This window comes from Pseudomonas sp. CCNWLW23, from assembly GCF_037095675.1.
Taxonomy (GTDB): Bacteria; Pseudomonadota; Gammaproteobacteria; order Pseudomonadales; family Pseudomonadaceae; genus Aquipseudomonas; species Aquipseudomonas atacamensis.
This window is the reverse complement of record NZ_JBAWKM010000003.1, coordinates 318,468-344,335: the sequence shown is the minus strand read 5'-3', so window position 1 is coordinate 344,335 and position 25,868 is coordinate 318,468. Positions and strand designations below refer to the sequence as shown.

At 60.6% G+C, this 25,868-nt stretch carries 26 protein-coding genes; 18 read left to right on the top strand and 8 right to left on the bottom strand.

The window, feature by feature from the left end:
• Nucleotides 1-377 precede the first annotated feature (377 nt).
• The gene (locus V8J63_RS06990; protein WP_336463812.1) at nt 378-1,058 is read right to left on the bottom strand and encodes an alpha/beta family hydrolase; all 681 of its coding nucleotides are present in this window, start codon (nt 1,056-1,058) and stop codon (nt 378-380) included.
• 90 nt (nt 1,059-1,148) lie between these two features.
• On the opposite strand from V8J63_RS06990, the gene ccoN (V8J63_RS06985) reads away from it, so the two are divergent.
• The 10 genes from ccoN (V8J63_RS06985) to V8J63_RS06940 all read left to right on the top strand — a co-directional run bounded on the left by ccoN (V8J63_RS06985) (nt 1,149) and on the right by V8J63_RS06940 (nt 9,246).
• On the top strand, nt 1,149-2,573 hold the full coding sequence (ccoN, locus tag V8J63_RS06985) for a cytochrome-c oxidase, cbb3-type subunit I (protein WP_024012337.1): 1,425 nt from the start codon (nt 1,149-1,151) through the stop codon (nt 2,571-2,573).
• Nucleotides 2,574-2,583: 10 nt separating this feature from the next.
• A complete protein-coding gene (gene ccoO, locus V8J63_RS06980) occupies nt 2,584-3,192 on the top strand; it encodes a cytochrome-c oxidase, cbb3-type subunit II (protein WP_003223389.1) in 609 nt (202 codons plus the stop codon).
• Nucleotides 3,193-3,195: 3 nt separating this feature from the next.
• A complete protein-coding gene (locus tag V8J63_RS06975; protein WP_336463811.1) occupies nt 3,196-3,393 on the top strand; it encodes a cbb3-type cytochrome oxidase subunit 3 in 198 nt (65 codons plus the stop codon).
• Nucleotides 3,390-4,343 (top strand): cytochrome-c oxidase, cbb3-type subunit III, encoded by a 954-nt coding sequence (ccoP, locus tag V8J63_RS06970; RefSeq protein WP_217879671.1) that lies wholly within the window; start codon nt 3,390-3,392, stop codon nt 4,341-4,343. Before V8J63_RS06975 ends, ccoP (V8J63_RS06970) begins: the two co-directional genes overlap by 4 nt.
• Before the next feature lie 481 nt (nt 4,344-4,824).
• A complete protein-coding gene (gene ccoN, locus V8J63_RS06965; protein ID WP_024012334.1) occupies nt 4,825-6,267 on the top strand; it encodes a cytochrome-c oxidase, cbb3-type subunit I in 1,443 nt (480 codons plus the stop codon).
• Nucleotides 6,267-6,875 (top strand): cytochrome-c oxidase, cbb3-type subunit II, encoded by a 609-nt coding sequence (gene ccoO / locus V8J63_RS06960; RefSeq protein ID WP_007917161.1) that lies wholly within the window; start codon nt 6,267-6,269, stop codon nt 6,873-6,875. The genes ccoN (V8J63_RS06965) and ccoO (V8J63_RS06960) overlap by 1 nt, the downstream gene beginning before the upstream one ends.
• A 5-nt stretch (nt 6,876-6,880) precedes the next feature.
• Nucleotides 6,881-7,066, top strand: a complete 186-nt coding sequence (locus V8J63_RS06955) for a CcoQ/FixQ family Cbb3-type cytochrome c oxidase assembly chaperone (RefSeq protein WP_016775513.1) — start codon at nt 6,881-6,883, stop codon at nt 7,064-7,066.
• Nucleotides 7,063-8,046: a cytochrome-c oxidase, cbb3-type subunit III gene (ccoP, locus tag V8J63_RS06950; protein WP_024012333.1), complete on the top strand. Its 984-nt coding sequence runs from the start codon at nt 7,063-7,065 to the stop codon at nt 8,044-8,046. The genes V8J63_RS06955 and ccoP (V8J63_RS06950) overlap by 4 nt, the downstream gene beginning before the upstream one ends.
• Nucleotides 8,047-8,572: 526 nt before the next feature.
• Nucleotides 8,573-8,827, top strand: coding sequence for a type II toxin-antitoxin system Phd/YefM family antitoxin (locus V8J63_RS06945; protein ID WP_038861980.1), 255 nt, complete (start codon nt 8,573-8,575; stop codon nt 8,825-8,827).
• Nucleotides 8,827-9,246, top strand: coding sequence for a type II toxin-antitoxin system VapC family toxin (locus tag V8J63_RS06940; RefSeq protein ID WP_016773874.1), 420 nt, complete (start codon nt 8,827-8,829; stop codon nt 9,244-9,246). Before V8J63_RS06945 ends, V8J63_RS06940 begins: the two co-directional genes overlap by 1 nt.
• A gap of 38 nt (nt 9,247-9,284) precedes the next feature.
• Here V8J63_RS06940 and V8J63_RS06935 read toward each other — a convergent pair whose 3' ends face one another.
• Nucleotides 9,285-10,289: a metallophosphoesterase family protein gene (locus V8J63_RS06935; protein WP_125927762.1), complete on the bottom strand. Its 1,005-nt coding sequence runs from the start codon at nt 10,287-10,289 to the stop codon at nt 9,285-9,287.
• 474 nt (nt 10,290-10,763) lie between these two features.
• On the opposite strand from V8J63_RS06935, the gene ccoG reads away from it, so the two are divergent.
• From ccoG to hemN, 6 genes are all read left to right on the top strand, one after another.
• Nucleotides 10,764-12,179, top strand: a complete 1,416-nt coding sequence (ccoG, locus tag V8J63_RS06930; RefSeq protein WP_041479087.1) for a cytochrome c oxidase accessory protein CcoG — start codon at nt 10,764-10,766, stop codon at nt 12,177-12,179.
• Nucleotides 12,180-12,192: 13 nt separating this feature from the next.
• On the top strand, nt 12,193-12,732 hold the full coding sequence (locus tag V8J63_RS06925; protein ID WP_041479088.1) for a FixH family protein: 540 nt from the start codon (nt 12,193-12,195) through the stop codon (nt 12,730-12,732).
• Nucleotides 12,733-12,867: 135 nt separating this feature from the next.
• On the top strand, nt 12,868-15,318 hold the full coding sequence (locus V8J63_RS06920; protein ID WP_336463808.1) for a heavy metal translocating P-type ATPase: 2,451 nt from the start codon (nt 12,868-12,870) through the stop codon (nt 15,316-15,318).
• Between the two features lie 23 nt (nt 15,319-15,341).
• Entirely contained in the window at nt 15,342-15,554 is a 213-nt protein-coding gene (ccoS, locus tag V8J63_RS06915) for a cbb3-type cytochrome oxidase assembly protein CcoS (protein ID WP_039763029.1), read from the top strand.
• Nucleotides 15,547-16,230: a sulfite exporter TauE/SafE family protein gene (locus tag V8J63_RS06910; RefSeq protein WP_041479091.1), complete on the top strand. Its 684-nt coding sequence runs from the start codon at nt 15,547-15,549 to the stop codon at nt 16,228-16,230. The genes ccoS and V8J63_RS06910 overlap by 8 nt, the downstream gene beginning before the upstream one ends.
• 197 nt (nt 16,231-16,427) lie before the next feature.
• Nucleotides 16,428-17,810: an oxygen-independent coproporphyrinogen III oxidase gene (gene hemN, locus V8J63_RS06905; RefSeq protein WP_130911525.1), complete on the top strand. Its 1,383-nt coding sequence runs from the start codon at nt 16,428-16,430 to the stop codon at nt 17,808-17,810.
• On the opposite strand, the gene V8J63_RS06900 is transcribed toward hemN, so the two are convergent.
• Nucleotides 17,807-18,289, bottom strand: a complete 483-nt coding sequence (locus V8J63_RS06900; protein ID WP_336463807.1) for a hypothetical protein — start codon at nt 18,287-18,289, stop codon at nt 17,807-17,809. The genes hemN and V8J63_RS06900 overlap by 4 nt on opposite strands.
• A gap of 154 nt (nt 18,290-18,443) precedes the next feature.
• Here V8J63_RS06900 and fnr point away from each other — a divergent pair, with 154 nt between their 5' ends.
• Both fnr and V8J63_RS06890 read left to right on the top strand, forming a co-directional pair.
• Complete coding sequence (gene fnr, locus V8J63_RS06895) at nt 18,444-19,178, top strand: fumarate/nitrate reduction transcriptional regulator Fnr (protein ID WP_336463806.1); 735 nt, start codon at nt 18,444-18,446, stop codon at nt 19,176-19,178.
• A 75-nt stretch (nt 19,179-19,253) separates the two neighbouring features.
• Nucleotides 19,254-19,802 (top strand): adenine phosphoribosyltransferase, encoded by a 549-nt coding sequence (locus V8J63_RS06890; protein ID WP_024012326.1) that lies wholly within the window; start codon nt 19,254-19,256, stop codon nt 19,800-19,802.
• A gap of 110 nt (nt 19,803-19,912) precedes the next feature.
• Here V8J63_RS06890 and V8J63_RS06885 read toward each other — a convergent pair whose 3' ends face one another.
• The 5 genes from V8J63_RS06885 to dnaX form a co-directional block, all read right to left on the bottom strand.
• Complete coding sequence (locus V8J63_RS06885) at nt 19,913-21,061, bottom strand: acyl-CoA dehydrogenase family protein (protein WP_130902692.1); 1,149 nt, start codon at nt 21,059-21,061, stop codon at nt 19,913-19,915.
• A 192-nt stretch (nt 21,062-21,253) separates the two neighbouring features.
• Nucleotides 21,254-21,856 (bottom strand): recombination mediator RecR, encoded by a 603-nt coding sequence (gene recR, locus V8J63_RS06880; protein ID WP_016773861.1) that lies wholly within the window; start codon nt 21,854-21,856, stop codon nt 21,254-21,256.
• A gap of 66 nt (nt 21,857-21,922) precedes the next feature.
• A complete protein-coding gene (locus V8J63_RS06875) occupies nt 21,923-22,957 on the bottom strand; it encodes an NADP-dependent oxidoreductase (protein WP_130902693.1) in 1,035 nt (344 codons plus the stop codon).
• Between the two features lie 292 nt (nt 22,958-23,249).
• Entirely contained in the window at nt 23,250-23,588 is a 339-nt protein-coding gene (locus V8J63_RS06870) for a YbaB/EbfC family nucleoid-associated protein (RefSeq protein WP_003223337.1), read from the bottom strand.
• 66 nt (nt 23,589-23,654) lie between these two features.
• Nucleotides 23,655-25,739 (bottom strand): DNA polymerase III subunit gamma/tau, encoded by a 2,085-nt coding sequence (dnaX, locus tag V8J63_RS06865; RefSeq protein ID WP_130887688.1) that lies wholly within the window; start codon nt 25,737-25,739, stop codon nt 23,655-23,657.
• Nucleotides 25,740-25,868: the final 129 nt, after the last annotated feature.

Sequence of the window (25,868 nt, the reverse complement as noted above, 5' to 3'; positions counted from 1 at the left end):
TGATCTTGATCCACCGGCGACGTCGGAAGGCTGAGCGGAGGGATTGATCCGGGCGTGGGAGCGTAGCGACCGTCTGGCGCAGCCAGACACAGCGGAAGGAGGTGCAGCGAAGCAAACCGGAGCCGCTGCGCCCGGATCGGTCCCGGAGCGAAGGGACCCGAGCCTGCGAGGGCCGAACGTAGGAGCTAGCGTTTTTTGCTTACTTTTTTTGGCGCTTGTAAAAAAGTAAGTCGCCGTCAGGCGAAACCGCCAGCCGCAGCTCCCGAAGCAACGGATATGCCCCCAAGAGCAAGATCAAAAGCTACCCCCCCCCAGCCCTCTCCCCCAAGGGGTCGAGGGGGAAAGGGAGCCGATCTCCATGGAAAACAGAATCTCGGTTAACCCTTGAGAAACTCGGATACTTTCTGCGCGGCGCTGGCCAAATGCTGTTCATGCGTAAACCCAGAAACCTTCAACGGCTTCAAATCATGATCCCCCGCCACCAACCAAAACACCTCAATCCCCGGCGCTAACGAATACCCCTCAACCGCCTCGCGATTCCCCAGCGCATCCCGCTCCCCCTGCACAATCAACGTCCGCGTCTTCAAACCAGCCAAATGCTCAACCCGAGGCTTCTCCGGCTTCCCCACCGCATAAAACGGATACCCCAGACACACTAACGCATCCACCCCCAACTCATCCGCCACCAGACTCGCCATCCGCCCGCCCATCGACTTGCCGCCAACAGCCAAAACCCCAGCGACATGACGCCGCACAACCGCAAACACCTCCCGCCAGCAATCCAACAGTTTCGGCGCAGGATTCGGCGGCCGCTTCACCCCATCCACCCGCCGCTGCGCCATATACGGAAACTCAAACCGCAACACGTTGACCCCAAGCCCGGCAAGGCGCCCAGCCATGTCGTTCATCCACTCGCTATCCATCGGCGCCCCCGCCCCGTGCGCCAGAATCAGCGTTGCCGAAGCCTCACCAACAGCGACATCCCACAACCATCCATGATCGAGCACACACTGCGCCCATTGATCCCCGTCAATACTGGCCTTGTGCTGTTTGTCCATGCTTGCCTCGCTTTTAGTCTGCCTATAACTCCAGGCGAAGGATTCGCGCCGTTTGCGCGCTCACTTCGGCTGAACCGTGGATGGGGAACCATGAACACTTCTATCAGTACCGCCTACAACTACAAGGTGGTCCGCCAATTCGCCATTATGACGGTGGTGTGGGGCATCGTCGGCATGGGCCTCGGGGTTTTTCTCGCGGCGCAATTGGTCTGGCCGGAACTCAACTTCAATTTGCCCTGGACCAGTTTCGGCCGTCTGCGCCCGCTGCACACCAACGCGGTGATCTTCGCCTTCGGTGGCTGCGCGCTGTTCGCCAGCTCTTTCTATTCGGTACAACGCACCTGCCAGACGCAATTGTTCGCGCCGCAAATCGCCGCGTTCTGCTTCTGGGGCTGGCAGCTGGTGATCCTGTTGGCGGCGATCAGCCTGCCGCTGGGTTACACCAGTTCCAAGGAATACGCCGAACTGGAATGGCCGATCGACATCCTGATCACCATCGTCTGGGTCGCCTACGCGATCGTGTTCTTCGGCACGATCATGCAGCGCAAGACCAAGCACATCTACGTGGGCAACTGGTTCTTCGGCGCGTTCATCATCACCGTGGCGATTCTGCACATCGTCAACAACCTCGAGTTGCCGGTGAGTTTCACCAAGTCCTACTCGGTGTACGCCGGTGCAACCGACGCGATGGTGCAGTGGTGGTACGGGCACAACGCTGTGGGCTTTTTCCTCACCGCCGGCTTCCTCGGCATGATGTATTACTTCGTGCCGAAACAGGCCGAGCGTCCGGTGTATTCGTATCGCCTGTCGATCGTGCACTTCTGGGCCTTGATCACCCTGTACATCTGGGCCGGCCCGCACCACCTGCACTACACCGCGCTGCCGGACTGGGCGCAATCGCTGGGCATGGTGATGTCGCTGATCCTGCTGGCACCGAGCTGGGGCGGCATGATCAACGGCATGATGACTCTCTCTGGCGCCTGGCATAAGTTGCGCAGCGACCCGATCCTGCGCTTCCTCGTGGTGTCGCTGGCGTTCTACGGCATGTCGACCTTCGAAGGCCCGATGATGGCCATCAAGACGGTAAACGCCCTCTCCCACTACACCGACTGGACCATCGGCCACGTTCACGCCGGCGCCCTCGGCTGGGTGGCGATGATCTCGATCGGCGCGCTGTACCACATGATCCCGAAAATCTTCGGCAAGGCGCAGATGCACAGCGTCGGCCTGATCAATGCGCACTTCTGGCTGGCGACCATCGGCACCGTGCTCTACATCGCCTCGATGTGGGTCAACGGCATCGCCCAGGGCCTGATGTGGCGCGCAGTGAACGAGGACGGCACGCTGACCTATTCCTTCGTCGAAACCCTGGTGGCCAGCCATCCGGGCTTTGTCGTGCGGCTGATCGGCGGGGCGATTTTCTTAAGCGGCATGTTGCTGATGGCTTACAACACCTGGCGCACCGTGCGGGCCTCGCAGCCTGCTGATGTCGTCGCTGCCGCGCAGATGGCCTGAGGAGTCCGCCATGAAACACGAAACGATTGAAAAGAACGTCGGCCTGCTGATGCTGCTGATGGTGTTCGCCGTGAGCATCGGCGGCCTGACCCAGATCGTCCCGCTGTTCTTCCAGGACGTCACCAACAAACCGGTGGAAGGCATGAAGCCCTACACCGCGCTGCAACTGGAAGGTCGCGACATCTACATCCGCGAAGGCTGCGTCGGTTGCCACTCGCAGATGATCCGCCCGTTCCGCGCCGAAACCGAACGCTACGGGCACTACTCGGTTGCCGGCGAAAGCGTCTGGGATCACCCGTTCCTGTGGGGTTCGAAACGTACCGGTCCGGACCTTGCACGGGTCGGCGCGCGCTACTCGGATGACTGGCACCGCGCGCACTTGTACAACCCGCGCAACGTCGTGCCGGAATCAAAGATGCCGGCCTATCCGTGGCTGGTCACCCAAGCGGTCGACAGCAGCCACACCGAAACCAAGCTGAAAACCATGCGCACCCTCGGCGTGCCGTACACCGACGACGACATCAGCGGCGCGGTCGCCAGCCTCAAGGGCAAGACCGAAATGGACGCCCTCGTTTCCTATCTGCAAGTGCTCGGCACTGCGATCAAGAGCAAGAGGTGAACCATGGTCATTGAAATGAGTGCAGGCCTGATCCGCAGCCTCGGCACGGTCGTGGTGTTCGTCGCCTTCATCGGTTTGACCTTGTGGGTGTTCAACCGCAAGCGCACCCCGGAATTCGCCGAAGCACGCCTGCTGCCGTTCGCCGACGAGCCACTATCCGAAACAATTTCAGCCCCTGAAACAAGGAGTACCCGGCCATGACCACCTTCTGGAGTACGTGGATCTGCGTACTGACCATTGGCAGCCTGATCGGCCTGACCTGGCTGCTGATCGGCACCCGTCGGGGCGAGACCAAGGGCAGCGTCGACCAGACCATGGGCCACAGCTTCGACGGCATCGAGGAATACGACAACCCGCTGCCGCAGTGGTGGTTCATGCTGTTCGCCGGCACGCTGGTGTTCTCGGTGGGCTATCTGGTTCTGTATCCGGGCCTGGGCAACTGGAAAGGCATCCTGCCCGGTTACGAGGATGGCTGGACCGGCGTGCACGAATGGGAAAAGGAAATGAACAAGGCGGACGCCCGGTTCGGTCCGATCTTCGCCAAATTCGCCGCCATGCCCCTGGAAGAAGTGGCCAAGGATCCGCAGGCGCTGAAAATGGGCGGTCGTCTGTTCGCCTCCAATTGCTCGGTGTGCCACGGGTCGGATGCCAAGGGCGCGTTCGGCTTCCCTAACCTTGCTGACAGCGACTGGCGCTGGGGCGGCGATGCCGAGACGATCAAGACCACCATCATGGGTGGGCGGATGGCGGCGATGCCGGCCTGGGGCGAAGTGCTCGGTGAGGCCGGGGTGAAAAACGTTGCCGCCTACGTGCGCCACGAACTGGCCGGCCTGCCGCTACCTGCCGACAGCAAGGCGGATCTGCAAGCCGGGCAGCAAGCGTTCAGCACCACTTGCGTTGCCTGTCATGGCGCCACTGGGCAGGGCACTGCGGCGATGGGCGCGCCAAACCTGACCCATCCGGCCGGCTTCATTTATGGCACCAGCCTGACCCAACTGGAACAGACCATTCGCCATGGTCGTCAGGGGCATATGCCAGCGCAAAACGAATTGCTGGGCAACGATAAAGTGCAATTGCTTGCCGCTTATGTGTACAGCCTTAGCCGAGGATTGAACACAGAAAAACTGATAACTGAAGACAGCAACAAATAGCAATTGCGTACACCACTGCCGCAGCTTTCTCGCTGCGGCAGTTTCCCGCCCCTTTGCGACGCATTGTCGCACCCCTTGGATCCTCTCCTTTCGGAACCCCGGATTCGGGTCTACGCTTCATCGAAGCGGACCGGCTGAAGTCGGTTTCCAGATCAATCCCGAACGATGCGCGCCGTGAACCGGCTGATGGATTCGCCGCAAACGCAGGTAGATAACGGCTGTTGCGCTGATTGCCCGCAATTCCCCGATCACGACCTGTGAACGGGCACCGTAGACGGCGATCCGGATTGCGAGCTTTTTACGCGCACTGCGACATTTTGTCAGAGGCCATTTTTGACCCTACGCGGCGCATGGAAAGGCCGCAGAATCAGCGTTGGAAAGCATTGACCCAGGTCATGGCGCGTTGCAATGACCCCCTGCTTTATACATACTTGCGGCCGATTTTATCCCTATAAAAATACCCAAACCGTGGAACCTTAGAATGAGCACAGCAATCAGTCCGACTGCTTATAACTATAAGGTAGTCCGCCAGTTCGCCATCATGACGGTGGTCTGGGGGATCCTTGGCATGGGGCTCGGTGTCTTCATCGCCTCGCAACTGGTCTGGCCGGAACTGAACTTCGGTCTGCCGTGGACGAGCTTTGGACGCTTGCGCCCGTTGCACACAAACCTGGTGATTTTCGCCTTCGGCGGTTGTGCACTGTTTGCCACTTCCTACTATGTCGTGCAGCGAACCTGCCAGACGCGACTGATTTCCGACAGCCTCGCTGCCTTCACCTTCTGGGGCTGGCAAGCGGTCATCGTCGGCGCAATCATTACCTTGCCGCTGGGTTACACCACTACCAAGGAATACGCCGAACTGGAATGGCCGATCGCGATTCTGCTGGCGATTGTCTGGGTCACTTACGGTCTGGTGTTCTTCGGCACCATCACCAAGCGCAAAACCAAGCACATCTATGTCGGCAACTGGTTCTACGGCGCGTTCATCGTCGTCACCGCGATGCTGCACATCGTCAACCACATGTCGCTGCCGGTCAGCCTGTTCAAGTCGTATTCGGCTTACTCCGGTGCCACTGACGCGATGATCCAGTGGTGGTACGGCCACAACGCGGTGGGTTTCTTCCTGACCACCGGTTTCCTCGGGATGATGTACTACTTCGTGCCGAAACAGGCCGAACGTCCGATCTACTCCTATCGTCTGTCGATCGTTCACTTCTGGGCGCTGATCACCCTGTACATCTGGGCCGGCCCGCACCACCTGCACTACACCGCCCTGCCGGACTGGGCACAATCGCTGGGCATGGCGATGTCGATCATCCTCCTGGCGCCAAGCTGGGGCGGCATGATCAACGGCATGATGACCTTGTCGGGCGCCTGGCATAAGTTGCGCACCGACCCGATCCTGCGCTTCCTCGTGGTATCGCTGGCGTTCTACGGCATGTCGACCTTCGAAGGGCCGATGATGGCGATCAAGACCGTCAACTCGCTCTCGCATTACACCGACTGGACCATCGGCCACGTACACGCCGGCGCCCTCGGTTGGGTAGCGATGATCTCGATCGGCGCGATCTACCACATGATCCCGAAACTGTTCGGCCGGGCGCAGATGCACAGCACTGGGCTGATCAATGCGCACTTCTGGCTTGCGACCATCGGTACCGTGCTCTACATCGCGTCGATGTGGGTCAACGGCATCACCCAGGGCCTGATGTGGCGTGCAATCAACGATGACGGCACCCTCACCTACTCGTTCGTCGAAGCGCTGCAGGCCAGCCACCCGGGCTTCATCGTCCGTGCGCTGGGCGGTGCTTTCTTTGCCAGCGGCATGCTGCTGATGGCTTACAACGTGTACCGCACCGTTCGTGCGTCGGATCCGGTTGAAGCCGAAGCCGCCGCCAAGATTGCCGTCGTTGGAGCTCACTGATGAAGCATGAAGCTGTCGAGAAGAATATTGGCCTGCTGGCCTTCTTCATGGTCATCGCCGTCAGCGTCGGTGGCCTGACCCAAATCGTTCCGCTGTTCTTCCAGGACGTCACCAACAAGCCGGTCGAGGGCATGAAGCCGCGCTCGGCGCTGGAACTGGAAGGCCGCGACGTGTACATCGCCAACGGTTGTGTCGGCTGCCACTCGCAGATGATCCGCCCGTTCCGCGCTGAAACCGAACGCTACGGCCACTATTCGGTTGCCGGTGAAAGCGTCTGGGACCACCCGTTCCTGTGGGGCTCCAAACGTACCGGTCCGGACCTGGCCCGCGTGGGCGGTCGTTACTCCGATGACTGGCAACGTGCGCACTTGTACAACCCGCGCAACGTGGTCCCCGAGTCGAAAATGCCGGCTTACCCGTTCCTCGTGGAAAACAAGCTCGACGGCAAGGAAACCGCGAAAAAAATGGAAGTCTTGCGCACCCTCGGCGTGCCTTACACCGACGAAGACATCGCCGGTGCACAGGATGCCGTGAAGGGCAAAACCGAAATGGACGCGCTGGTGGCCTATCTGCAAGGCCTGGGCACCATCATCAAAAGCAAACGGTGAATCTGATGGATATCGGGATGATTCGAGGCCTGGGCACCGTGGTCGTGATGGTGGCCTTCATCGGTCTGGCCTTGTGGGTGTTCAGCCCCAAGCGCAAGTCGGAATTCGACGACGCGACCATGCTGCCTTTTGCCGATGATCCCGAAGCCATCAAGCACGTCGAGCAAGCTTCTAGGAGTAACAAAGAATGACTACATTCTGGAGTCTGTACGTCACAGTCCTCAGTCTCGGTACGATCTTCGCCCTGACCTGGCTGCTGCTGTCGACCCGCAAGGGCCAGCGCAGCGAACAGACGGACGAGACGGTCGGCCACTCCTTCGACGGGATCGAGGAGTACGACAACCCGCTGCCGAAATGGTGGTTCATGCTGTTCGTCGGCACCATCATTTTTGCGCTGGGTTATCTGGTGCTGTACCCGGGTCTGGGCAACTGGAAAGGTCTGCTGCCGGGCTACAACTATCTGGATACCGAGAAGCAGACCGCGTTCGCCAACGGCCAGACCGGCTGGACGGGCGTCCACGAGTGGGAAAAGGAAATGGCCCGTTCGGACGCGCGCTTCGGTCCGATTTTCGCCAAGTTCGCGGCGATGCCGATCGAAGAAGTCGCCAAGGATCCGCAAGCACTGAAGATGGGCGGCCGTCTGTTCGCGTCCAACTGCTCGGTGTGCCACGGTTCCGACGCCAAGGGCGCCTATGGCTTCCCCAATCTGACCGACGCCGACTGGCGCTGGGGCGGTGAGCCGGAAACCATCAAGACCACCATCATGGGCGGCCGCCACGCGGTGATGCCGGCGTGGGCGGAAGTGATCGGTGAGCAAGGCGTGGCTGACGTAGCGGCCTTCGTGGTGACCAATCTCGACGGGCGCAAACTGCCGGAAGGCACCAAGGCCGACCCGGCCAACGGCCAGAAACTCTTCGCCGCCAACTGCGTGGCTTGCCACGGCCCTGCCGGTAAAGGCACCCCGGCCATGGGTGCGCCTGACCTGACCCATCCGGGCGCATTCATCTACGGCTCGAGCTTCGCGCAACTGCAGCAGACCATCCGCTACGGCCGTCAGGGCCAGATGCCGGCTCAGGAACAACTGCAGGGCAATGACAAGGTGCACCTGCTGGCGGCGTATGTTTACAGCCTGTCTCACGGTGAAAAAGCACCGGAGGCGAAGGCTGAGTAAGGCCAACGCTTGAAGCAAAAAAGGCCCCGCCAATGGGAATTGGCGGGGCCTTTTTTCATGCTGGCATTCACGATTCGAAACGCTTGCTCGATGGACCTGAGCTGAGATGCACGGTAGGTTTTTTTTCGCCCCGATAAGCCATATCGGCTCCACTTCAAGGATGAAGCCCCAATGTCGAAAGACGACCAAAGCACACTGCAAAATCAGCCTCAGCCCGGCTCGACCCATAGGGCAGGGTTCGAACGAATTGTGAAACCGTTACTCGAGGTATCGCAGAAAACCATTATCAGCCCCGGTAACGGTGGCGGACTCGACGGCCTCGGCGGCGGTAGATTGCTCTGACAAGGGCAGCAAAAAACACCGAATTTACGCCCTATATCCAGCGCCTCGCGTCTTGGCGGGAGGCATTTTCGCCGGTGCCCTTATGAAAGTGACAAACCGATCGTCCTCGACCCGCCTTTCCGATTGCGGGGGAAATCTCAAAGTAGTAACGTTCCTACATCAAAATTTCTGGAGGCCAAACATGATGGCCATCACCACTATTTCCAGCCGCGAGTTCAACCAGGACACCAGTGCAGCCAAAAAAGCCACGCATCAAGGTCCAGTGATCATTACTGACCGAGGCAGGCCTGCCCACGTGTTGCTCAGCATCGAGGAGTACCAGAAACTGACGGGTTGCCAGACCAGCATCGTTGAGCTACTGGCGATGCCGGATGCGCTTGAAATCGAATTCGAACCCGAGCGCGCCGTCATCACTCCTCGCAGCGTGGACCTTTCCTGATGTTTCTGCTGGATACCAATGTAGTTTCCGAGCTGCGGAAAAACCAAGCCGACAGGCATGTGGTGAAATGGGCAAACAGCATTTCCCCAGCCAGCCTGTATCTATCCGCAATCACTGTGCTGGAACTGGAAACGGGCGTCCTGCGTATCGAACGTCGTGACCCTTCACAAGGCCAACTGCTGCGCAACTGGCTGGAACATCACGTCAAACCGGCGTTCTCTGGCAGAATCCTGCCGGTCGATACCAGCGTCGCCATCCGGTGCGCACGATTGCATGTTCCCGACCGCAGCAATGAATGCGACGCCTTGATCGCCGCCACCGCGCTTGTACACGGGCTTACGCTGGTAACTCGCAACATTGCGGACTTCCAACACAGCGGCGTCAATCTGATCAACCCATGGATCGCTGCCAACACCTGATTGATGAAGACCCCGCCCTATCAGCGGCGGGGCTTTTGTCAGGGGCGTTGGGCGAAGATTGAATGCACCACAGTGGTGTCGATCAACGTTCGATTGCGCCATTGGTTGTTCTTCACCAGGTACACCTGGAGTTGCTTGCGATCCTCAGTGAAACTGGCAATCAGATAGGTTTGCTGAGAGGTACTGCCGCTCAGGTACATGGGCACGTTACCTTGCTGATAGGCATCACCTCCGTCCTCGTGCAAATGGCCGGCAAAAATCGCCGTCACTCGATATTTGTTAACCATGTCGTAGAAGCGTTTCTGTTGCGCCTGGGTTCCCATGTGGTTCAACGGCTTATGCATGTTGATGATGATGGCGTAGCCCGACGCTCGCGCCAGCCTGAGATCCGTCTCGAGCCAGTCCAGAGCATCGTTGATTTCGAACGTCGTCGGGTTCAATGGATGAGCAATCCGGGCGGTATAGGTCGGTTCGTTGTTGAGCTGAACCATATGCACTTCACCGATATTTTTCGAATAGGCGAGACTGCCCGAATAGGTCTTGCTCAGAAAGCCACTGGTAATCTTCAGATCAAAGTTATCGACCTTACCCTCATGATGCTCCTTGAACTCGACGATACTTCCTGCCGCGCAGCTATTGCTAAAGCAATCATCGACATTGTTTTCATAGTCGTGATTACCAAGCCCGTAGAGATATTCGCCCTTGAAATGTTTATCCAGCAGATCCTTCATGAACGAGCGCTGCCAGCCATGTCCGAATGCGGTTATATCACCATTGATCATCAAGGGAACCTGCGCTTGAGAGCCGTGTTGATTTCTGAATTCGGCAATGCTCGCAAGTTGGGTTTCCACCAGCCATTTCGAGCGGTCCTTGAATTCGGAATCGGATTCGGGTATGCGGCGATCGGTCTTGTCCGTCCACGGATATTGAGTATCCGAAGCAAACACCATGTGTTTCGGCATGTCAGTAGCGGCCTGAGCGGTAATAGCCGAAGCTAACATCCAGGCACCCACAAAGATGCTCTTGAGATTATTCAAATTCATGCTTTTAAATTCCATTTAAGTTAACTATCAATAAGCAAAAGAATTTCGCGAGAGCAAAACTTATGCGATCACAGCTAAAACTTCAAAGCATTCATAAACAACAATCAAGTTTATATATTTCAGACCCAACAACTTGTAACAGGCAGCCAATTCAATCTGTGGCTCTTGTAGCCGAAGTGGCAACGACGGACGGTTTGTCGTTCAACTTGCGACATCGACGGTTGTTGCTTGAACAAGCGATTGAAAAGATGAACTAGCCGCTTCGGCAAAACCGTCCATACTCAACAAGTCAATTGATCTGCGTCAGGCTTTTGCGCAATCGCTACACCATCCGCATTTTTTACCCAACGCGACCAAAGGTCGCACCCTTGAGCCAGAGCGGCAGGCGTATCATCACGCTACTGCAACAGCCCTTTTTGACTTCGGTTGGCACGTATCGACCGAGGCATTTTTCCACTGCCGTGGGATGCAATGATGAGCAATCAGATTCCGGTACACGACGTCACGCCGCCGAGCAAGAACGCGAACAACAGCGTCGACCTTTATGCCTCACGAGAAAAAATCTACACCCGTGCCTTCACCGGCTTGTTCCGCAATCTGCGGATGCTCGGCGGTGCGGCGTTGTTTCTGCTGTATTTCGGCACGGTGTGGCTGAACTGGGGCGGTCACCAGGCGGTGTGGTGGAACCTGCCGGAGCGCAAGTTCTTCATTTTCGGCGCGACCTTCTGGCCACAGGATTTCATCCTGCTCTCGGGGCTGTTGATCATTGCCGCGTTCGGCCTGTTCTTCATCACCGTGTACGCCGGGCGCGTCTGGTGCGGTTATACCTGCCCGCAGAGCGTGTGGACCTGGATTTTCATGTGGTGCGAAAAGGTCACCGAAGGCGACCGCAACCAGCGCATCAAGCTCGACAAGGCGCCGATGAGCGCCAACAAATTCCTGCGCAAACTGGCCAAGCATTCGCTGTGGCTGCTGATCGGTTTTGTCACCGGCATGACCTTTGTCGGCTACTTCTCGCCGATACGCGAACTGGTCATCGAATTTTTCACCGGTCAGGCCGATGGCTGGTCGTATTTCTGGGTCGGTTTTTTCACCCTCGCCACGTACGGCAATGCCGGCTGGTTGCGTGAGCAGGTGTGCATCTACATGTGCCCGTATGCGCGCTTCCAGAGCGTGATGTTCGACAAGGACACGCTGATCGTTTCCTACGACCCGCGCCGTGGCGAAAGCCGTGGGCCGCGCAAGAAAGGCATCGACTACAAGGCGCTGGGGCTGGGCGATTGCATCGACTGCACGATGTGCGTGCAGGTCTGCCCGACCGGCATCGACATCCGCGATGGCCTGCAGATCGAGTGCATCGGCTGCGCTGCGTGCATCGATGCCTGCGACAGCATCATGGACAAGATGGATTACCCGCGCGGGCTGATCAGCTACACCACCGAACACAACCTCTCCGGGCAGAAAACCCATAAACTGCGACCGCGCCTGATCGGCTACGCCGTAGTGCTGCTGGCGATGATCAGCCTGTTGGTCGCCGCGTTCTTCATGCGCTCACTGGTCGGTTTCGACGTCAGCAAGGACCGCGTGCTGTACCGCGAAAACGCTGAAGGCCGGATCGAAAACGTCTACAGCCTGAAGATCATGAACAAGGATCAGCGCGACCACACTTACCTGCTGCAAGCCGAGGGCCTGCCGGACCTGCGCCTGCAAGGCAAGCGCGAGATCAAGGTTGCTGCCGGCGATATCGTCAGCATGCCGGTCGAGTTGTCGAGCGCACCGGAACAACTGCCATCGAGTACCAATGAGGTGAAATTCATCCTCAAGGACGCCGATGACAACAGCGTCCACGTTGAAGCCAAGAGCCGATTCATCGGCCCACAAATCCGTTGAGAGAATTTTGAACATGCCCGCTGCAAACGCCGCAAGTCCCTGGTACAAGCACCTCTGGCCGTGGATCATCATCGCGATTCTGGCCTGCTCGGTGGCCTTGACCCTGTCCATGGTGACCATCGCGGTGAACAACCCGGACAATCTGGTCAACGACAACTATTACGAAGCGGGCAAAGGCATCAACCGTTCACTGGATCGCGAGCTGCTGGCGCAAACCCTGAAGCTGCGTGCGGCGGTGCATCTGGATGACGTGACCGGTGAAGTCGATCTGCGCTTGAACGGTGACAGCCAGCCGCAAACCCTGGAACTGAACCTGATCTCGCCGACCCAGCCGGAGAAGGATCGCAAGATTGTTTTGACCCGCAGTGGCAGCGAGAGCGGGCGCTACATCGGCCAGTTGAGCGACAAGGTTGAAGGGCGACGGTTTGTCGAGTTGCTTGGCAGCCAGGATGAGCACGTGTGGCGCATGTTTGAAGAAGAACTGGTCAGCCATGACAAGGAACTGCTGCTGGGTGATGAGCCATTGCAGGGTGCCGAAGACCTGAAAAACTAAGCCTTACTCTGATCGTTCCCACGCTCTGCGTGGGAACGCAGCCAGGGACGCTCCGCGTCCCAGCCGAAGCGGACGCGGAGCGTCCGGGGAGGCATTCCCACGCGGAGCGTGGGAACGATCATCGGAACGCGCACCATGACCAGCCCAACCCCCTGCTACCACTGCGCCCTGCCCGTCCCGTCCGGCAGCCGCTTCACCGCCGTCGTCCTCGGGCAGGCCCGGGAGTTCTGCTGCCCGGGCTGCCAGGCGGTGGCCGAAGCCATTGTCGCCGGTGGTCTGGAAAGCTATTACCAGCATCGCAGCGAAGCGTCGGCCAATCCCGAAGCGCTGCCGGTGCAACTGACGGATGAACTGGCGCTGTACGACCGCGCCGACGTGCAGCAACCCTTCGTGCGCCACGAAGGCGATCTGGCCGAAACCACCTTGTTGATGGAAGGCATCAGTTGCGCCGCTTGCGGCTGGCTGATCGAGAAACACCTGCGCACCCTGCCCGCCGTCGCCGAAGCGCGGTTGAACCTGTCCAACCATCGCCTGCACGTACGCTGGGCCGACGCACAATTGCCGCTGAGCCAGATCCTCGCCGAGCTGCGCCACATTGGTTACGCTGCACACCCGTACCAGGCCGACCGCGCCAGCGAACAGCTGGCCAGTGAGAATCGCCTGGCCCTACGCCAACTCGGCGTCGCCGGTTTGCTGTGGTTTCAGGCGATGATGGCGACCATGGCCACCTGGCCGGAATTCAACATCGACCTCAGTCCCGAGCTGCACACGATCCTGCGCTGGGTCGCGCTGTTTCTCACCACACCGATCGTGTTCTACAGCTGCGCGCCGTTCTTCAAAGGCGCGATGCGCGATCTGCGCACCCGCCACCTGACCATGGACGTGTCGGTGTCGCTGGCGATCGGCAGCGCTTACATCGCCGGGATCTGGACGTCCATCACCGGGGTCGGCGAGCTGTACTTCGATGCGGTCGGCATGTTCGCCCTGTTTCTTTTGGCCGGGCGCTATCTGGAACGCCGCGCCCGCGAACGCACCGCTGCTGCCACCGCGCAACTGGTCAACCTGTTACCGGCCTCGTGCCTGCGCCTGGATAGCGATGGCCAGAGCGAACGCATCCTGCTCAGCGAGTTGCGCGTGGGCGAGCGGATTCTGGTGCAGCCGGGCTCGATTCTGCCGGCTGACGGTAAGATCATCGATGGCCAGTCGAGCATCGACGAATCGCTGCTCACTGGCGAATACCTGCCACAGCCGCGCACGCTCGGTGATGCGGTCACTGCGGGCACGCTCAACGTCGAAGGCGCATTGACCGTGCAAGTGCAGGCGCTGGGACAGGACACGCGTCTCTCCGCGATCGTGCGCCTTCTCGATCGTGCTCAGGCGGAGAAACCGCGTCTGGCGGAAATCGCCGACCGCGCCGCGCAATGGTTTTTGCTGTTGTCGCTGATCGCGGCGGCAGTGATCGGCCTGCTGTGGTGGCAGCTGGACTCAGCGCGGGCGTTCTGGATCGTTCTCGCCATGCTGGTGGCGACCTGCCCGTGCGCGCTGTCGCTGGCGACGCCGACCGCCCTCACCGCCGCCACCGGCACCCTGCACAAACTCGGCCTGCTGCTGACACGCGGCCATGTGCTGGAAGGCTTGAACCAGATCGACACAGTGATCTTCGACAAGACCGGCACGCTCACTGAAGGTCGCTTGGTGCTGCGCTCGATTCGCCCGCTCGCCGCGCTCGACAGCGAACAATGCCTGAGCCTTGCCGCTGCGCTGGAAAACCGCTCGGAACACCCGATCGCCCGCGCTTTCGGGCGTGCGCCGCTGGCCGCCGAGGACGTGCACAGCACACCGGGGCTGGGCCTGGAAGGCGTGGTCGGTGAGCAACGCTTGCGCATCGGTCAGGCCGAATTTGCCTGCGCCCTGAGCGGCGCGGCACTGCCGTCAATGCCTGATGAAGCCGGACAATGGTTGCTGCTCGCTGACACCCACGGGCCGCTGGCGTGGCTGGTGCTCGATGATCGCCTGCGTGACGATGCCCCCGCCCTGCTCGCGGCCTGCAAAGCGCGGGGCTGGCGCACCTTGCTGTTGTCCGGCGACAGTTCGCCGATGGTCGCCAGTGTCGCCGCCGAACTGGGCATCGACGAGGCCCGTGGCGGCTTGCGCCCCGATGACAAGCTGCAAGTGCTGCAACAACTGCACAAGGAAGGACGCAAAGTGTTGATGCTCGGTGACGGCGTCAACGACGTGCCGGTACTGGCTGCGGCCGATATCAGCGTGGCCATGGGCTCGGCCACCGATCTGGCGAAAACCAGCGCCGATGCGGTGTTGCTGTCCAACCGCCTCGACGCCCTGGTACAAGCCTTCACACTGGCGCGGCGCACGCGCCGGGTAATCATCGAAAACCTGCTGTGGGCGGCGCTGTACAATGGCCTCATGTTGCCGTTCGCCGCCCTCGGCTGGATCACTCCGGTGTGGGCGGCGGTCGGCATGTCGATCAGTTCGCTGACCGTGGTGCTCAACGCCCTGCGCCTGACTCGTCTGCCGAGCGCGCCGGCCGCCGGCAGCCCGACCCAAACCCGCCCGCTGCCGGCCTGAGCCGCGCGGGCCTGGAGTTACCGATGCCAGCTCTCTACGTGATGATTCCCGCTGCCTTGCTGATCGTCGCCATCGCCGTGTACATCTTCTTCTGGGCGGTGGACAGCGGTCAGTACGACGACCTCGACGGCCCGGCGCACAGCATCCTTTTTGACGATCAGGATCCCAACCACACCGCCGCGGTGGACGAAGCCAACGCCGGCAAACCGGACGACAAGGCGCCGCCCCATGCTTGAACTGGCGCCCCTGCTGGTCTCGGCGCTGATCCTCGGCCTGCTCGGTGGCGGCCATTGTCTGGGCATGTGCGGCGGCCTGATGGGCGCGCTGACCCTGGCGATTCCCAAGGAACAGCGCAGCCGGCGCTTTCGTCTGTTGCTGGCGTATAACCTCGGGCGGATTCTCAGTTATGCCACGGCGGGATTGCTCATCGGCCTCGCCGGCTGGGCAGTCGCCAACAGCCCGGCGGCGCTGTTCATGCGCGTACTGGCCGGGTTGCTGCTGATTGCCATGGGCTTGTACCTGGCCGGTTGGTGGAGCGGGCTCACCCGTATCGAAGCGCTCGGGCGTGGCTTGTGGCGTTTCATTCAACCGGTGGCGAATCGCTTGCTGCCGGTTTCCAGCCTGCCGCGTGCCTTGCTGCTCGGCGCACTGTGGGGCTGGCTGCCGTGCGGGCTGGTTTACAGCACCTTGCTGTGGAGCGCGAGTCAAGGCAATGCGCTGGACAGTGCGTTGCTGATGCTCGCTTTCGGCCTCGGCACCTGGCCGGTGCTGCTCGCCACCGGGCTGGCGGCTGAACGGGTGACGGCGATCTTGCGCAAACGCAGCGTGCGCATGGCGGGGGGCTTGCTGGTGATTCTGTTTGGCTTATGGACCCTTCCCGGCCCGCATCAGCATTGGCTTATGGGCCATTAAATGTGTGACGCGGCCTTCGCGAGCAGGTTCGCTTTCACAGGTCTTGAGTACGCTGCAAATCCAATGTGGGAGCGAGCCTGCTCGCGAAGACGCCCGCACGAACAACACAAATCCTCGCCGTTGATGCAAATCAAGATGCCCTGTAACGCCCTCCCCTAGACTCGCCACACTGCCAGCCTATCCGGGGGAATGCCCGCATGCTCGACGCCATTCGTTGGGACTCTGATCTGATCCGCCGCTACGATCTGGCGGGGCCACGCTACACCTCGTACCCGACCGCCGTGCAATTTCACGGTCAGGTCGGCACTTTCGACCTGTTCCATGCCCTGCGCGACAGCCGCAAGGCGCAGCGGCCGTTGTCGCTGTACGTGCATGTGCCGTTCTGCGCGAACATTTGCTACTACTGCGCTTGCAACAAGGTCATCACCAAGGATCGCGGTCGCGCGCAACCGTATCTGCAACGGCTTGAGCAGGAAATCCAGTTGATTGCCTGCCACCTCGACCCGGCGCAAACCGTCGAGCAACTGCATTTCGGTGGCGGCACACCGACCTTTCTCAGCCACGACGAGTTGCGTCAGTTGATGGCGCACCTGCGCAAGCATTTCAACTTGCTCAACGATGATTCGGGCGATTACGGCATCGAAATCGACCCCCGCGAAGCCGACTGGTCGACCATGGGCCTGCTGCGCGAACTGGGTTTCAACCGGGTCAGCATTGGCCTGCAGGATCTTGACCCGGCGGTGCAGCGCGCGGTCAATCGCCTGCAAAGCCTGGAAGAAACCCGCGCGGTGATCGATGCGGCGCGCACTTTGCAGTTTCGCTCGATCAACATCGATCTGATTTATGGCCTGCCAAAGCAGACACCGGACAACTTCGCTCGCACCGTCGAGGAAGTGATCAGTCTGCAACCGGATCGCCTGTCGGTGTTCAACTATGCGCACCTGCCGGAACGCTTCATGCCGCAACGGCGGATCAACAGCAGCGACTTGCCGAGCCCGGCGCACAAGCTGGAAATGCTCCAGCGCACCATCGAGCAACTGACCGCTGCTGGCTACCGCTACATCGGCATGGACCACTTCGCCCTGCCCGATGACGAACTGGCGATTGCCCAGGAAGAACACACCCTGCAACGCAATTTCCAGGGTTACACCACCCACGGCCATTGCGACCTGATTGGTCTGGGCGTGTCGGCGATCAGCCAGATCGGCGATCTGTACTGCCAGAACAGCAGCGACCTCAACGCGTATCAGAACAGCCTGGCCAGCGCGCAGCTGGCGACCAGTCGCGGTCTGGTGTGCAACGCCGACGACCGCTTGCGCCGCGCAGTGATTCAGCAGCTGATCTGCAATTTCAAACTCGAGTTCGCCGAGATCGAGCAGCAGTTCAACATCGATTTTCAAGGCTACTTCGGCGCGCTGTGGCCGCAGTTGCAAGGTATGGCCGAGGATGGCCTGATCAGGCTTGAGCGCGAGCGCATCGAGGTGTTGCCAGCGGGCCGATTGCTGGTGCGCTCGGTGTGCATGGTCTTCGATGCGTACCTGGAGCAGCAGAACCGCCAGCGTTTCTCGCGGGTGATTTAAGGCTTGGTCAGCAACGAGCCGACCTTGAGGTTCTGGTCAGGGTTGAGCGCCGACTGGTTCATGACTTTCGACAGGGCGAGGTTGGCGGTGATCAGGCCACTGTTGAGGGCGGCGATGGCGCCCCGCAGTGCGGCGAGCTTGTTGATCTTTTCCTCGTTGGAGAGGGTTCTGTCTGACATGACCGCCGCCATGCGGGCTTTTTTCTCGATGATTTCTTTTTGGATCTTGCGGATCATCTTCAGCAACTGTTGGATGTTCTCCGGTAAGCCACTGTTGTCGATGTCACTGTTTTCGCCGCCGACAGCGGCGGATTTGGCGATGGCCGCGCCGGACAGCGACACTTTGACGCCCTCGACCAAGGTCGGGGTTGCCGCATTCGACAAGGCGTCGTCGCGGTCGATTGCAGCGTCGGGACCGGTTACCTCCGGCGAAGCAGCAATGCCGCTGCTACCGTTGCTTAGCGTGCCAATGGCGGTCATCGGGGCCTTCCTTGGATGAGTACTGATAGTGGGTTATCGGCCGCCGGTGCTGCGGCTTTATGTCTGTAGGACAACGCCGCCGCGTGCTGGCCTGAATGTCCTTCCGTGGGTTACCCTTACGGCTTATGTGTGTTTTCCCACAAGGATTGAAGAAATGTCCGAGCCAGTCAAACTGCGCGCTCACAACCAGGCCCACTGCAAGGATTGCAGCCTGGCCCCGCTCTGCCTGCCACTTTCTCTGAATCTGGAAGACATGGATGCGTTCGACGAAATAGTTAAACGCGGCCGCCCGCTGAAGAAGGGCGAGTTCCTGTTCCGCCAGGGCGACACCTTCGATTCCGTTTATGCAGTCCGCTCCGGCGCGCTGAAGACCTTCAGCCTGAGCGATGCCGGCGAAGAGCAACTGACCGGCTTCCACCTGCCAAGCGAACTGGTTGGCCTGTCGGGCATGGACACCGAAAAACACCCGGTCTCGGCCCAGGCGCTGGAAACCACTTCGGTCTGCGAAATTCCCTTCGAACGCCTCGACGAACTCGCGCTGCAATTGCCACAACTGCGCCGCCAGTTGATGCGGGTGATGAGCCGCGAGATCCGCGACGACCAGCAAATGATGTTGCTGCTGTCGAAGAAGACCGCTGACGAGCGCATCGCTACTTTTCTGGTCAACCTGTCGGCACGTTTCCGTGCTCGCGGCTTCTCGGCCAACCAGTTCCGTCTGAGCATGTCGCGCAATGAGATCGGTAACTACCTGGGCCTGGCGGTGGAAACCGTGTCGCGGGTGTTCACCCGTTTCCAGCAGAACGAATTGATCGCCGCCGAGGGCAAAGAGATTCACATCCTCGACCCGATCCAGCTGTGTGCGCTAGCCGGCGGCTCGATCGAAGGCTGATCACGACCCGCGGTTGAGCGAATCGTTTCAGCCGCGGGTATACTGCGCCGTTTGCAGCCCTGCCAGGACACCCCGATGGTCTTCGACTCCTTCGACATCAAATCCCTGATCCGCCCCGTGATCGACTTTCCGAAACCGGGCGTGATCTTTCGCGACATCACCCCGCTGTTCCAGTCGCCGACGGCCCTGCGCCTGGTGATGGACAGCTTCGCCCACCGCTACGTCGAAGCCGACTTCACCCACATCGGCGCCATGGATGCCCGTGGTTTTCTGATCGGTTCTGTACTGGCCTACCAGTTGAACAAGCCGCTGGTGCTGTTCCGCAAGCAAGGCAAACTGCCGGCGGACGTGCTCGCCGAAGGTTATGCGACCGAATACGGCGAAGCGTTTCTGGAAGTGCACGCCGACAGCCTGTGTGAAGGCGATTCGGTGGTGATGTTCGATGACCTGATCGCTACCGGCGGCACGCTGATCGCAGCGGCCAACCTGATTCGCCGCATGGGCGCGCGGGTGCATGAAGCGGCGGCCATCATTGATCTGCCAGAGCTGCAAGGCTCGCAGCGCTTGCAGGATATGGGTATTCCGACGTTTTGCCTGACGCAGTTTGCTTTGACCGATAAATAAGCAGCGTCTGACAGGCCGCTTTCGCGAGCAGGCTCGCTCCCACAGGGCAATGCATTACAACTGTGGGAGCGAGCCTGCTCGCGAAGGGGCCGGCAGCTACACCGCAAGATTTAAAGCCCCATCTGCTTGCTGATGATTTCGTTCATCACTTCCCGCGTTCCGCCGCCAATCGACAGAATGCGGTTATCCCGATACAGCCGCTCCACCAGGCTTTCACGCATGTAACCGAGCCCGCCAAGAATCTGCACGGCTTCGGTGGTGATGCGGTCCGAGGTGTCGGTGGCGAAGTTCTTCGCCATGGAAATCTCCTTGATCACGCTGTGCCCCGCCGCCATTTTTGCCGCTTGCCGGTAAGTGAACTCGCGCGACACTTCCAGCGCCGTGGCCATTTCGGCGAGGCGATGTTTGATCACTTGAAATTTGCCGATGGGTTTGCCGAACGCCTCACGCTCGCGCGCCCACTTCAGGCTCTCCTCCAGCGCCAATTGCGCAGTCATGTTGGCCATCAGCGCCAGCGCCAGCCGTTCGCTCTGGAAATTGCCCATGATGCAGGCGAAGCCCATGTTCTCTCCGCCAATGAGGTTTCCTACAGGCACGCGGCAATCGTCGAAGAACAATTCAGCGGTGTCCGACGCCCACCAGCCCATTTTCTTCAATTGCCGACCGACACTGAAACCCGGCGTGCCCTTCTCGATCAGCAACAGACTGATACCGCCGAACCCCGGCGCACCGGTACGCACCGCGACGGTGTAGAAATCCGCGCGCACACCGCTGGTGATGAAAGTTTTGCTGCCACTGACCCGGTAGCAGTCACCGTCACGCACGGCGCGGGTTTGCAAGTTGGCGACGTCGGAGCCGCCGCCGGGCTCGGTGACTGCCAGCGCGCTGATTTTCTCGCCGCTGAGCACCAGCGGTACCACCCGCTCGCGAACTTCAGGCCGCGCCCATTTGACGATCGGCGGCAGGCCGATATCCAGCGAACCCAAGCCCGCCACCAGGCCACCAGACCCACAGCGCATCAGCTCTTCACTGGCGGCGACCTTGGCGAACAGATCGCCTTCATGGCTGCCGCCGAGCGCCTCGGGATAGCCGATACCGAGAATGCCCGCCGCACCGGCCTTGAGGTACAGCTCACGGGGAAAGCTTTCGGCTTCTTCCCACTGATTAATGTCCGGCAGGATCTCGCGTTCGACGAAACGTCTGACGCTGTCGCGGACCAATTGATGGCTGGGGTCGAAGTATTCCTGAAAGGCAGGCATGGGCGAGCTCCACGGAAGGGTTCGCCGACGTTAACCGAGCGCTTGCTTGGTTATCAATGAAATTCTGTGAATCAGATGGACCGCGGCGCGCCATTCGCGAGCAGGCTCGCTCCCACAGGGGATTTGTGAACGACACACAACCAATGTGGGAGCGAGCTTGCTCGCGAAGGCGTCAGTTCAGACGCCGCAAATTCAGAGGGAAATCGGTTTACGCCCGGCAAACGAATGCGCCAGCGTGCCGCCGTCGACCAGCTCCAGCTCACCGCCCAGCGGCACGCCGTGAGCAATCCGCGAGGCGACCAGGCCTTTGTTGTTGAGCAACTGCGCGATGTAGTGCGCCGTCGCCTCGCCTTCCACTGTCGGGTTGGTGGCGAGGATGACTTCGGTAAAGGTCCCCGCCTCTTCTATCCGCGCCATCAGTTGCGGAATGCCGATCGCTTCCGGCCCCAGGCCATCCAGCGGCGACAAGTGCCCCTTGAGCACGAAATAGCGGCCACGGAAGCCGGTCTGCTCCACCGCATAAACGTCCATCGGCCCTTCGACTACGCACAGCAGCGTGTCATCGCGGCGCGGGTCGGCGCATTGCGGGCACAGATCGTCTTCGGTCAGCGTGCGGCATTGGCGGCAGTGGCCGACGCCTTCCATGGCCTGGCTCAAGGCCTGGGCCAGACGGGTGCCGCCGCTGCGATCACGTTCGAGCAACTGCAACGCCATGCGCTGAGCGGTTTTCTGACCCACGCCTGGCAAGGTGCGCAGAGCGTCGATCAGTTGGCGAATCAAGGGGCTGAAGCTCATGGGTAAACAGTCCGACTAAACAACGAGACGCGGTTTATACCCGCGCCTCTGGCCAGCGTCAAATCCTCAGTCCTGGGCGACCCGGACCACCAGTTTGCCGAAGTTGCGCCCTTCCAGCAGACCGATGAACGCCTCGGGCGCCTGCTCCAGGCCTTCGACCACGTCCTCGCGGAATTTCACCTTGCCGTCGCGTACCCACGGCACCATGTGGCTGATGAATTCCGGCTGACGATCACCGTAATCGTCGAAGACGATGAAGCCCTGAATACGCACACGCTTGGTGAGCAATGTGCGTTGCAGTATCGGCAGGCGATCCGGGCCGGTCGGCGCTTCGGCGGCGTTGTAGCCGGCGATCAGGCCGCACAACGGAATGCGCGCCTTGGGATTGAGCAACGGCAAGACTGCGTCGAAGACATGGCCGCCGACGTTCTCATAATAAATGTCGATGCCGTTGGGACAGGCCTTGGCCAATTGCTCGGCGAAGTCGTCGGCCTTGTGGTCGATGCAGGCATCAAAACCCAGCTCCTCAACGACGTATTTGCACTTCTCGGCCCCACCGGCCACACCGACCGCGCGCAGACCTTTGATCTTCGCCACTTGCCCGACCACCGAGCCGACGGCGCCGGACGCCGCAGCCACCACCAGGGTTTCGCCTTCTTTCGGCTGGCCGATGTCCATCAGGCCCATGTACGCGGTCATGCCCGGCATACCCAGCACCCCGAGGGCCATCGACGGGCTCGGCAGGCCGGCCGGGATCGGCATGATGTTGCGACCGTCGCTGATGCTGTGGCTCTGCCAACCGGTGGCGCCAACCACCAGATCACCAGTGTGGAATTTCGGATGATTGGACTGCTCGACCCGGCTGACCGCGCCGCCAGTCATGACTTCGCCGATTTGCACTGGCGCAGCGTAGGACGGTGCGTCGCTCATACGTCCGCGCATGTACGGGTCGAGCGACAGGTACAGGGTTTTCAACAGCACCTGACCGTCCTGCAGATCCGGCAGCGCCTCGCGCTCGAGACGAAAGTTCTCCGGGGTCGGCGCGCCGGTCGGGCGCGAGGCGAGGACGAAGCGTTGATTGAGGGTGAGAGGGTCGGACATGTCAGCGTCTCCTGTGAATGGGGAATTCGGTGTATAGGGAGCAGACCTTGGTAGCGGTGGTGTGTTCGATGTTTCTGCAGTTTTGCCCGAGGCGCGCTCCCACTGATCGTTCCCACGCTCTGCGTGGGAATGCAGCCCGGGACGCTCCGCGCCCCAATCGCAAGCTGGAACGCGGAGCGTCCCCAGAGGCATTCCCACGCAGAGCGCAGGAACGATCCGCGCCGCGCAGAAACAAAAATGCCAGGCACAATGCCTGGCATTTTGTGTAGCTCATCTGCCGCCCAAAGGCGAATCAGAATGGCAGTTTCATACCCGCTGGCAGGTTCATGCCGGCGGTCATGCTGCCCATTTTTTCCTGGCTGTTGGCTTCGATCTTGCGCACGGCGTCGTTGACGGCGGCAGCGACCACGGCTTCCAGCATTTCTTTGTCGTCTTCGCTCAGGCCTTCGACCAGGCTTGGGTCGATGCTCACGCTTTTGACGTCGTGACGACCGGTCATCACCACGGTGACCATGTCGCCGCCGGCCTTGCCGGTGACTTCGGCGTTGGCCAGTTCTTCCTGCATCTTGGCCATTTTTTCCTGCATCTGCTGCGCCTGCTTCATCAGGCCGGCCATGCCACCTTTCATCATGGGAATCACCTCAAACGTACTTGGATAAAACAGCGCCCGGCCATCTTGGCCGAGCACCTTCAGTTATTAGCCTTGGGTGACCAAGGCGTCGACAGGTTCAATAGTATCGCTTCGCACCACCGCGCCGAACTGCTGAACCATCTGCTGGATGAACGGATCACCGTGGATCGATTCCTCCGCCTCACGCTGGCGATTGGCGCGGCGGCGCGAGGCGGCCTGGGCCGGGGTTTCCTGCTCAGGCTTGATCAGCTCGATGGTCAGGGTCAGCGTGCGCCCGTGGAACTGGTTCAACGCGTCGTTGAGACGACGCTGTTGCGTGGCGTTGAACAGGGCGCTGTGGGCCGGGTCAAGGTGCATCAGCCAGTGATCGCCATCGACCGCAATCAATGTGCAGTTGGCGGCGATGCTGCCGGTCATGCCGGAAATCGGCAGCTTCGGGAACAGCTCCAGCCATTGCAGGGCCAGACCGGTGGCCGGCGCGGCGGCAGGTTCCGGCTCGGGCTCAGGCTCGGGATCAGCGGCGTGTTCGCTGGCCAGTTCGTCGAGGTAGCTGTAGGCCGAATCCATGTCCGGCTCGATGTAGTCTTCATCCAGCGGCGGTTCGTCGTCCATGTCCATGCCCGGCGTAGCGGCATCGACCTCGGCGACGGACGGCTCGGGAATCGGCGCAGCGGCCCACTCCGGCGCATCCGGCACCACGCTGTCCGGGGTCGGCAGCGGCATCGGCGGCAGCTCGGGCTGCTCGCCAGCGGTTTCCAGCACTGGTTCGACGGCGGGTTGCTGAACGGGCGCAGGCTCGGCGTCGGCTTCCACCGGGTCGTTCCACGGCAGATCGACCGCGGCTTCGACGGCGACTGGCTCAGGCTCCGGTTGTGCTTCGACAACCGCAGCCACAGGTTCTGGCTCGGCAACCGGCGCCGCTACCGGTGCGGGCGCAGGTGTGGGCGCAACAGCCGCAGCGACCACCGGCGCAGGCTTCGGCGCGGCAGCCACTGAGTTTGCGGAATCAACTGTGGCCTGGCTGATCCCCACTGGCTTTAGCGGTTGCCTCGGTGCATCCGCTGTATCCGCCGGGCGGAACGCGAGCATCCGCAGCAAGACCATTTCGAAACCGCCGCGCGGGTCCGGCGCCAGCGGCAAATCGCGGCGCCCGATCAGGCCCATCTGGTAATAGAACTGCACATCTTCGGCCGGCAGTGCCTGGGCCAGGGCCAATACGCGATCACGGTCGCCGTGGCCATTGTCGACCCCTTCCGGCAGCGCCTGAGCGATGGCCACGCGGTGCAGCACGTTAAGAATTTCCGAGAGCACGCCGTTCCAGTCCGGACCTTGCTCGGCCAGATGCCGCACGGCTTCGAGCAGCGCCTTGGCATCGCCTTCGATCAGCGCATGCAGCACGTCATAGACCTGACCGTGATCCAGCGTGCCGAGCATCGCGCGCACGTCGGTCGCGAGGACCTTGCCTTCACCGAACGCGATGGCCTGATCGGTCAGGCTCATGGCGTCACGCATCGAGCCATCAGCAGCGCGGCCGAGCAGCCACAGTGCATCGTCTTCGAACGGTACGTTTTCTGCGGTCAGCACATGGGTCAAGTGCTCGACCACACGCTCGGGCGTCATGTTCTTCAGCGAGAACTGCAGGCAACGCGAAAGAATCGTTGCTGGAAGTTTCTGCGGATCGGTGGTCGCCAGGATGAACTTGACGTAGGGCGGCGGCTCTTCGAGGGTTTTCAGCAGCGCATTGAAGGAATGGCTGGAAAGCATGTGCACTTCGTCGATCAGGTAGACCTTGAAGCGCCCACGGCTTGGCGCGTACTGCACGTTATCGAGCAGTTCGCGGGTGTCTTCGACCTTGGTGCGGCTGGCGGCGTCGATCTCGATCAGGTCGACAAAACGCCCCTCATCGATCTCGCGGCACACCGAGCACTCGCCGCAGGGACTGGAGGTGATACCTGTCTCGCAGTTCAGGCACTTGGCAATGATCCGCGCGATGGTGGTCTTGCCGACCCCGCGCGTCCCGGTGAACAGGTAGGCGTGGTGCAGCCGTTGGCTGTCCAAGGCATTGATCAGAGCCTTGAGCACATGGGTCTGGCCGACCATTTCGCGGAACGAGCGTGGACGCCATTTACGTGCAAGAACCTGATAACTCATCGAAAACCGTCGCAGCGAAGGAAGCAGAAGCGGCTAATGCTAGCGGAGCAAGGGCAAAATTGCATCCGGTGTCCTCGTCTAATATGGCTAAGCTGCATCAGCAGAGGCTTTTATCAGCTCGGGATGGGG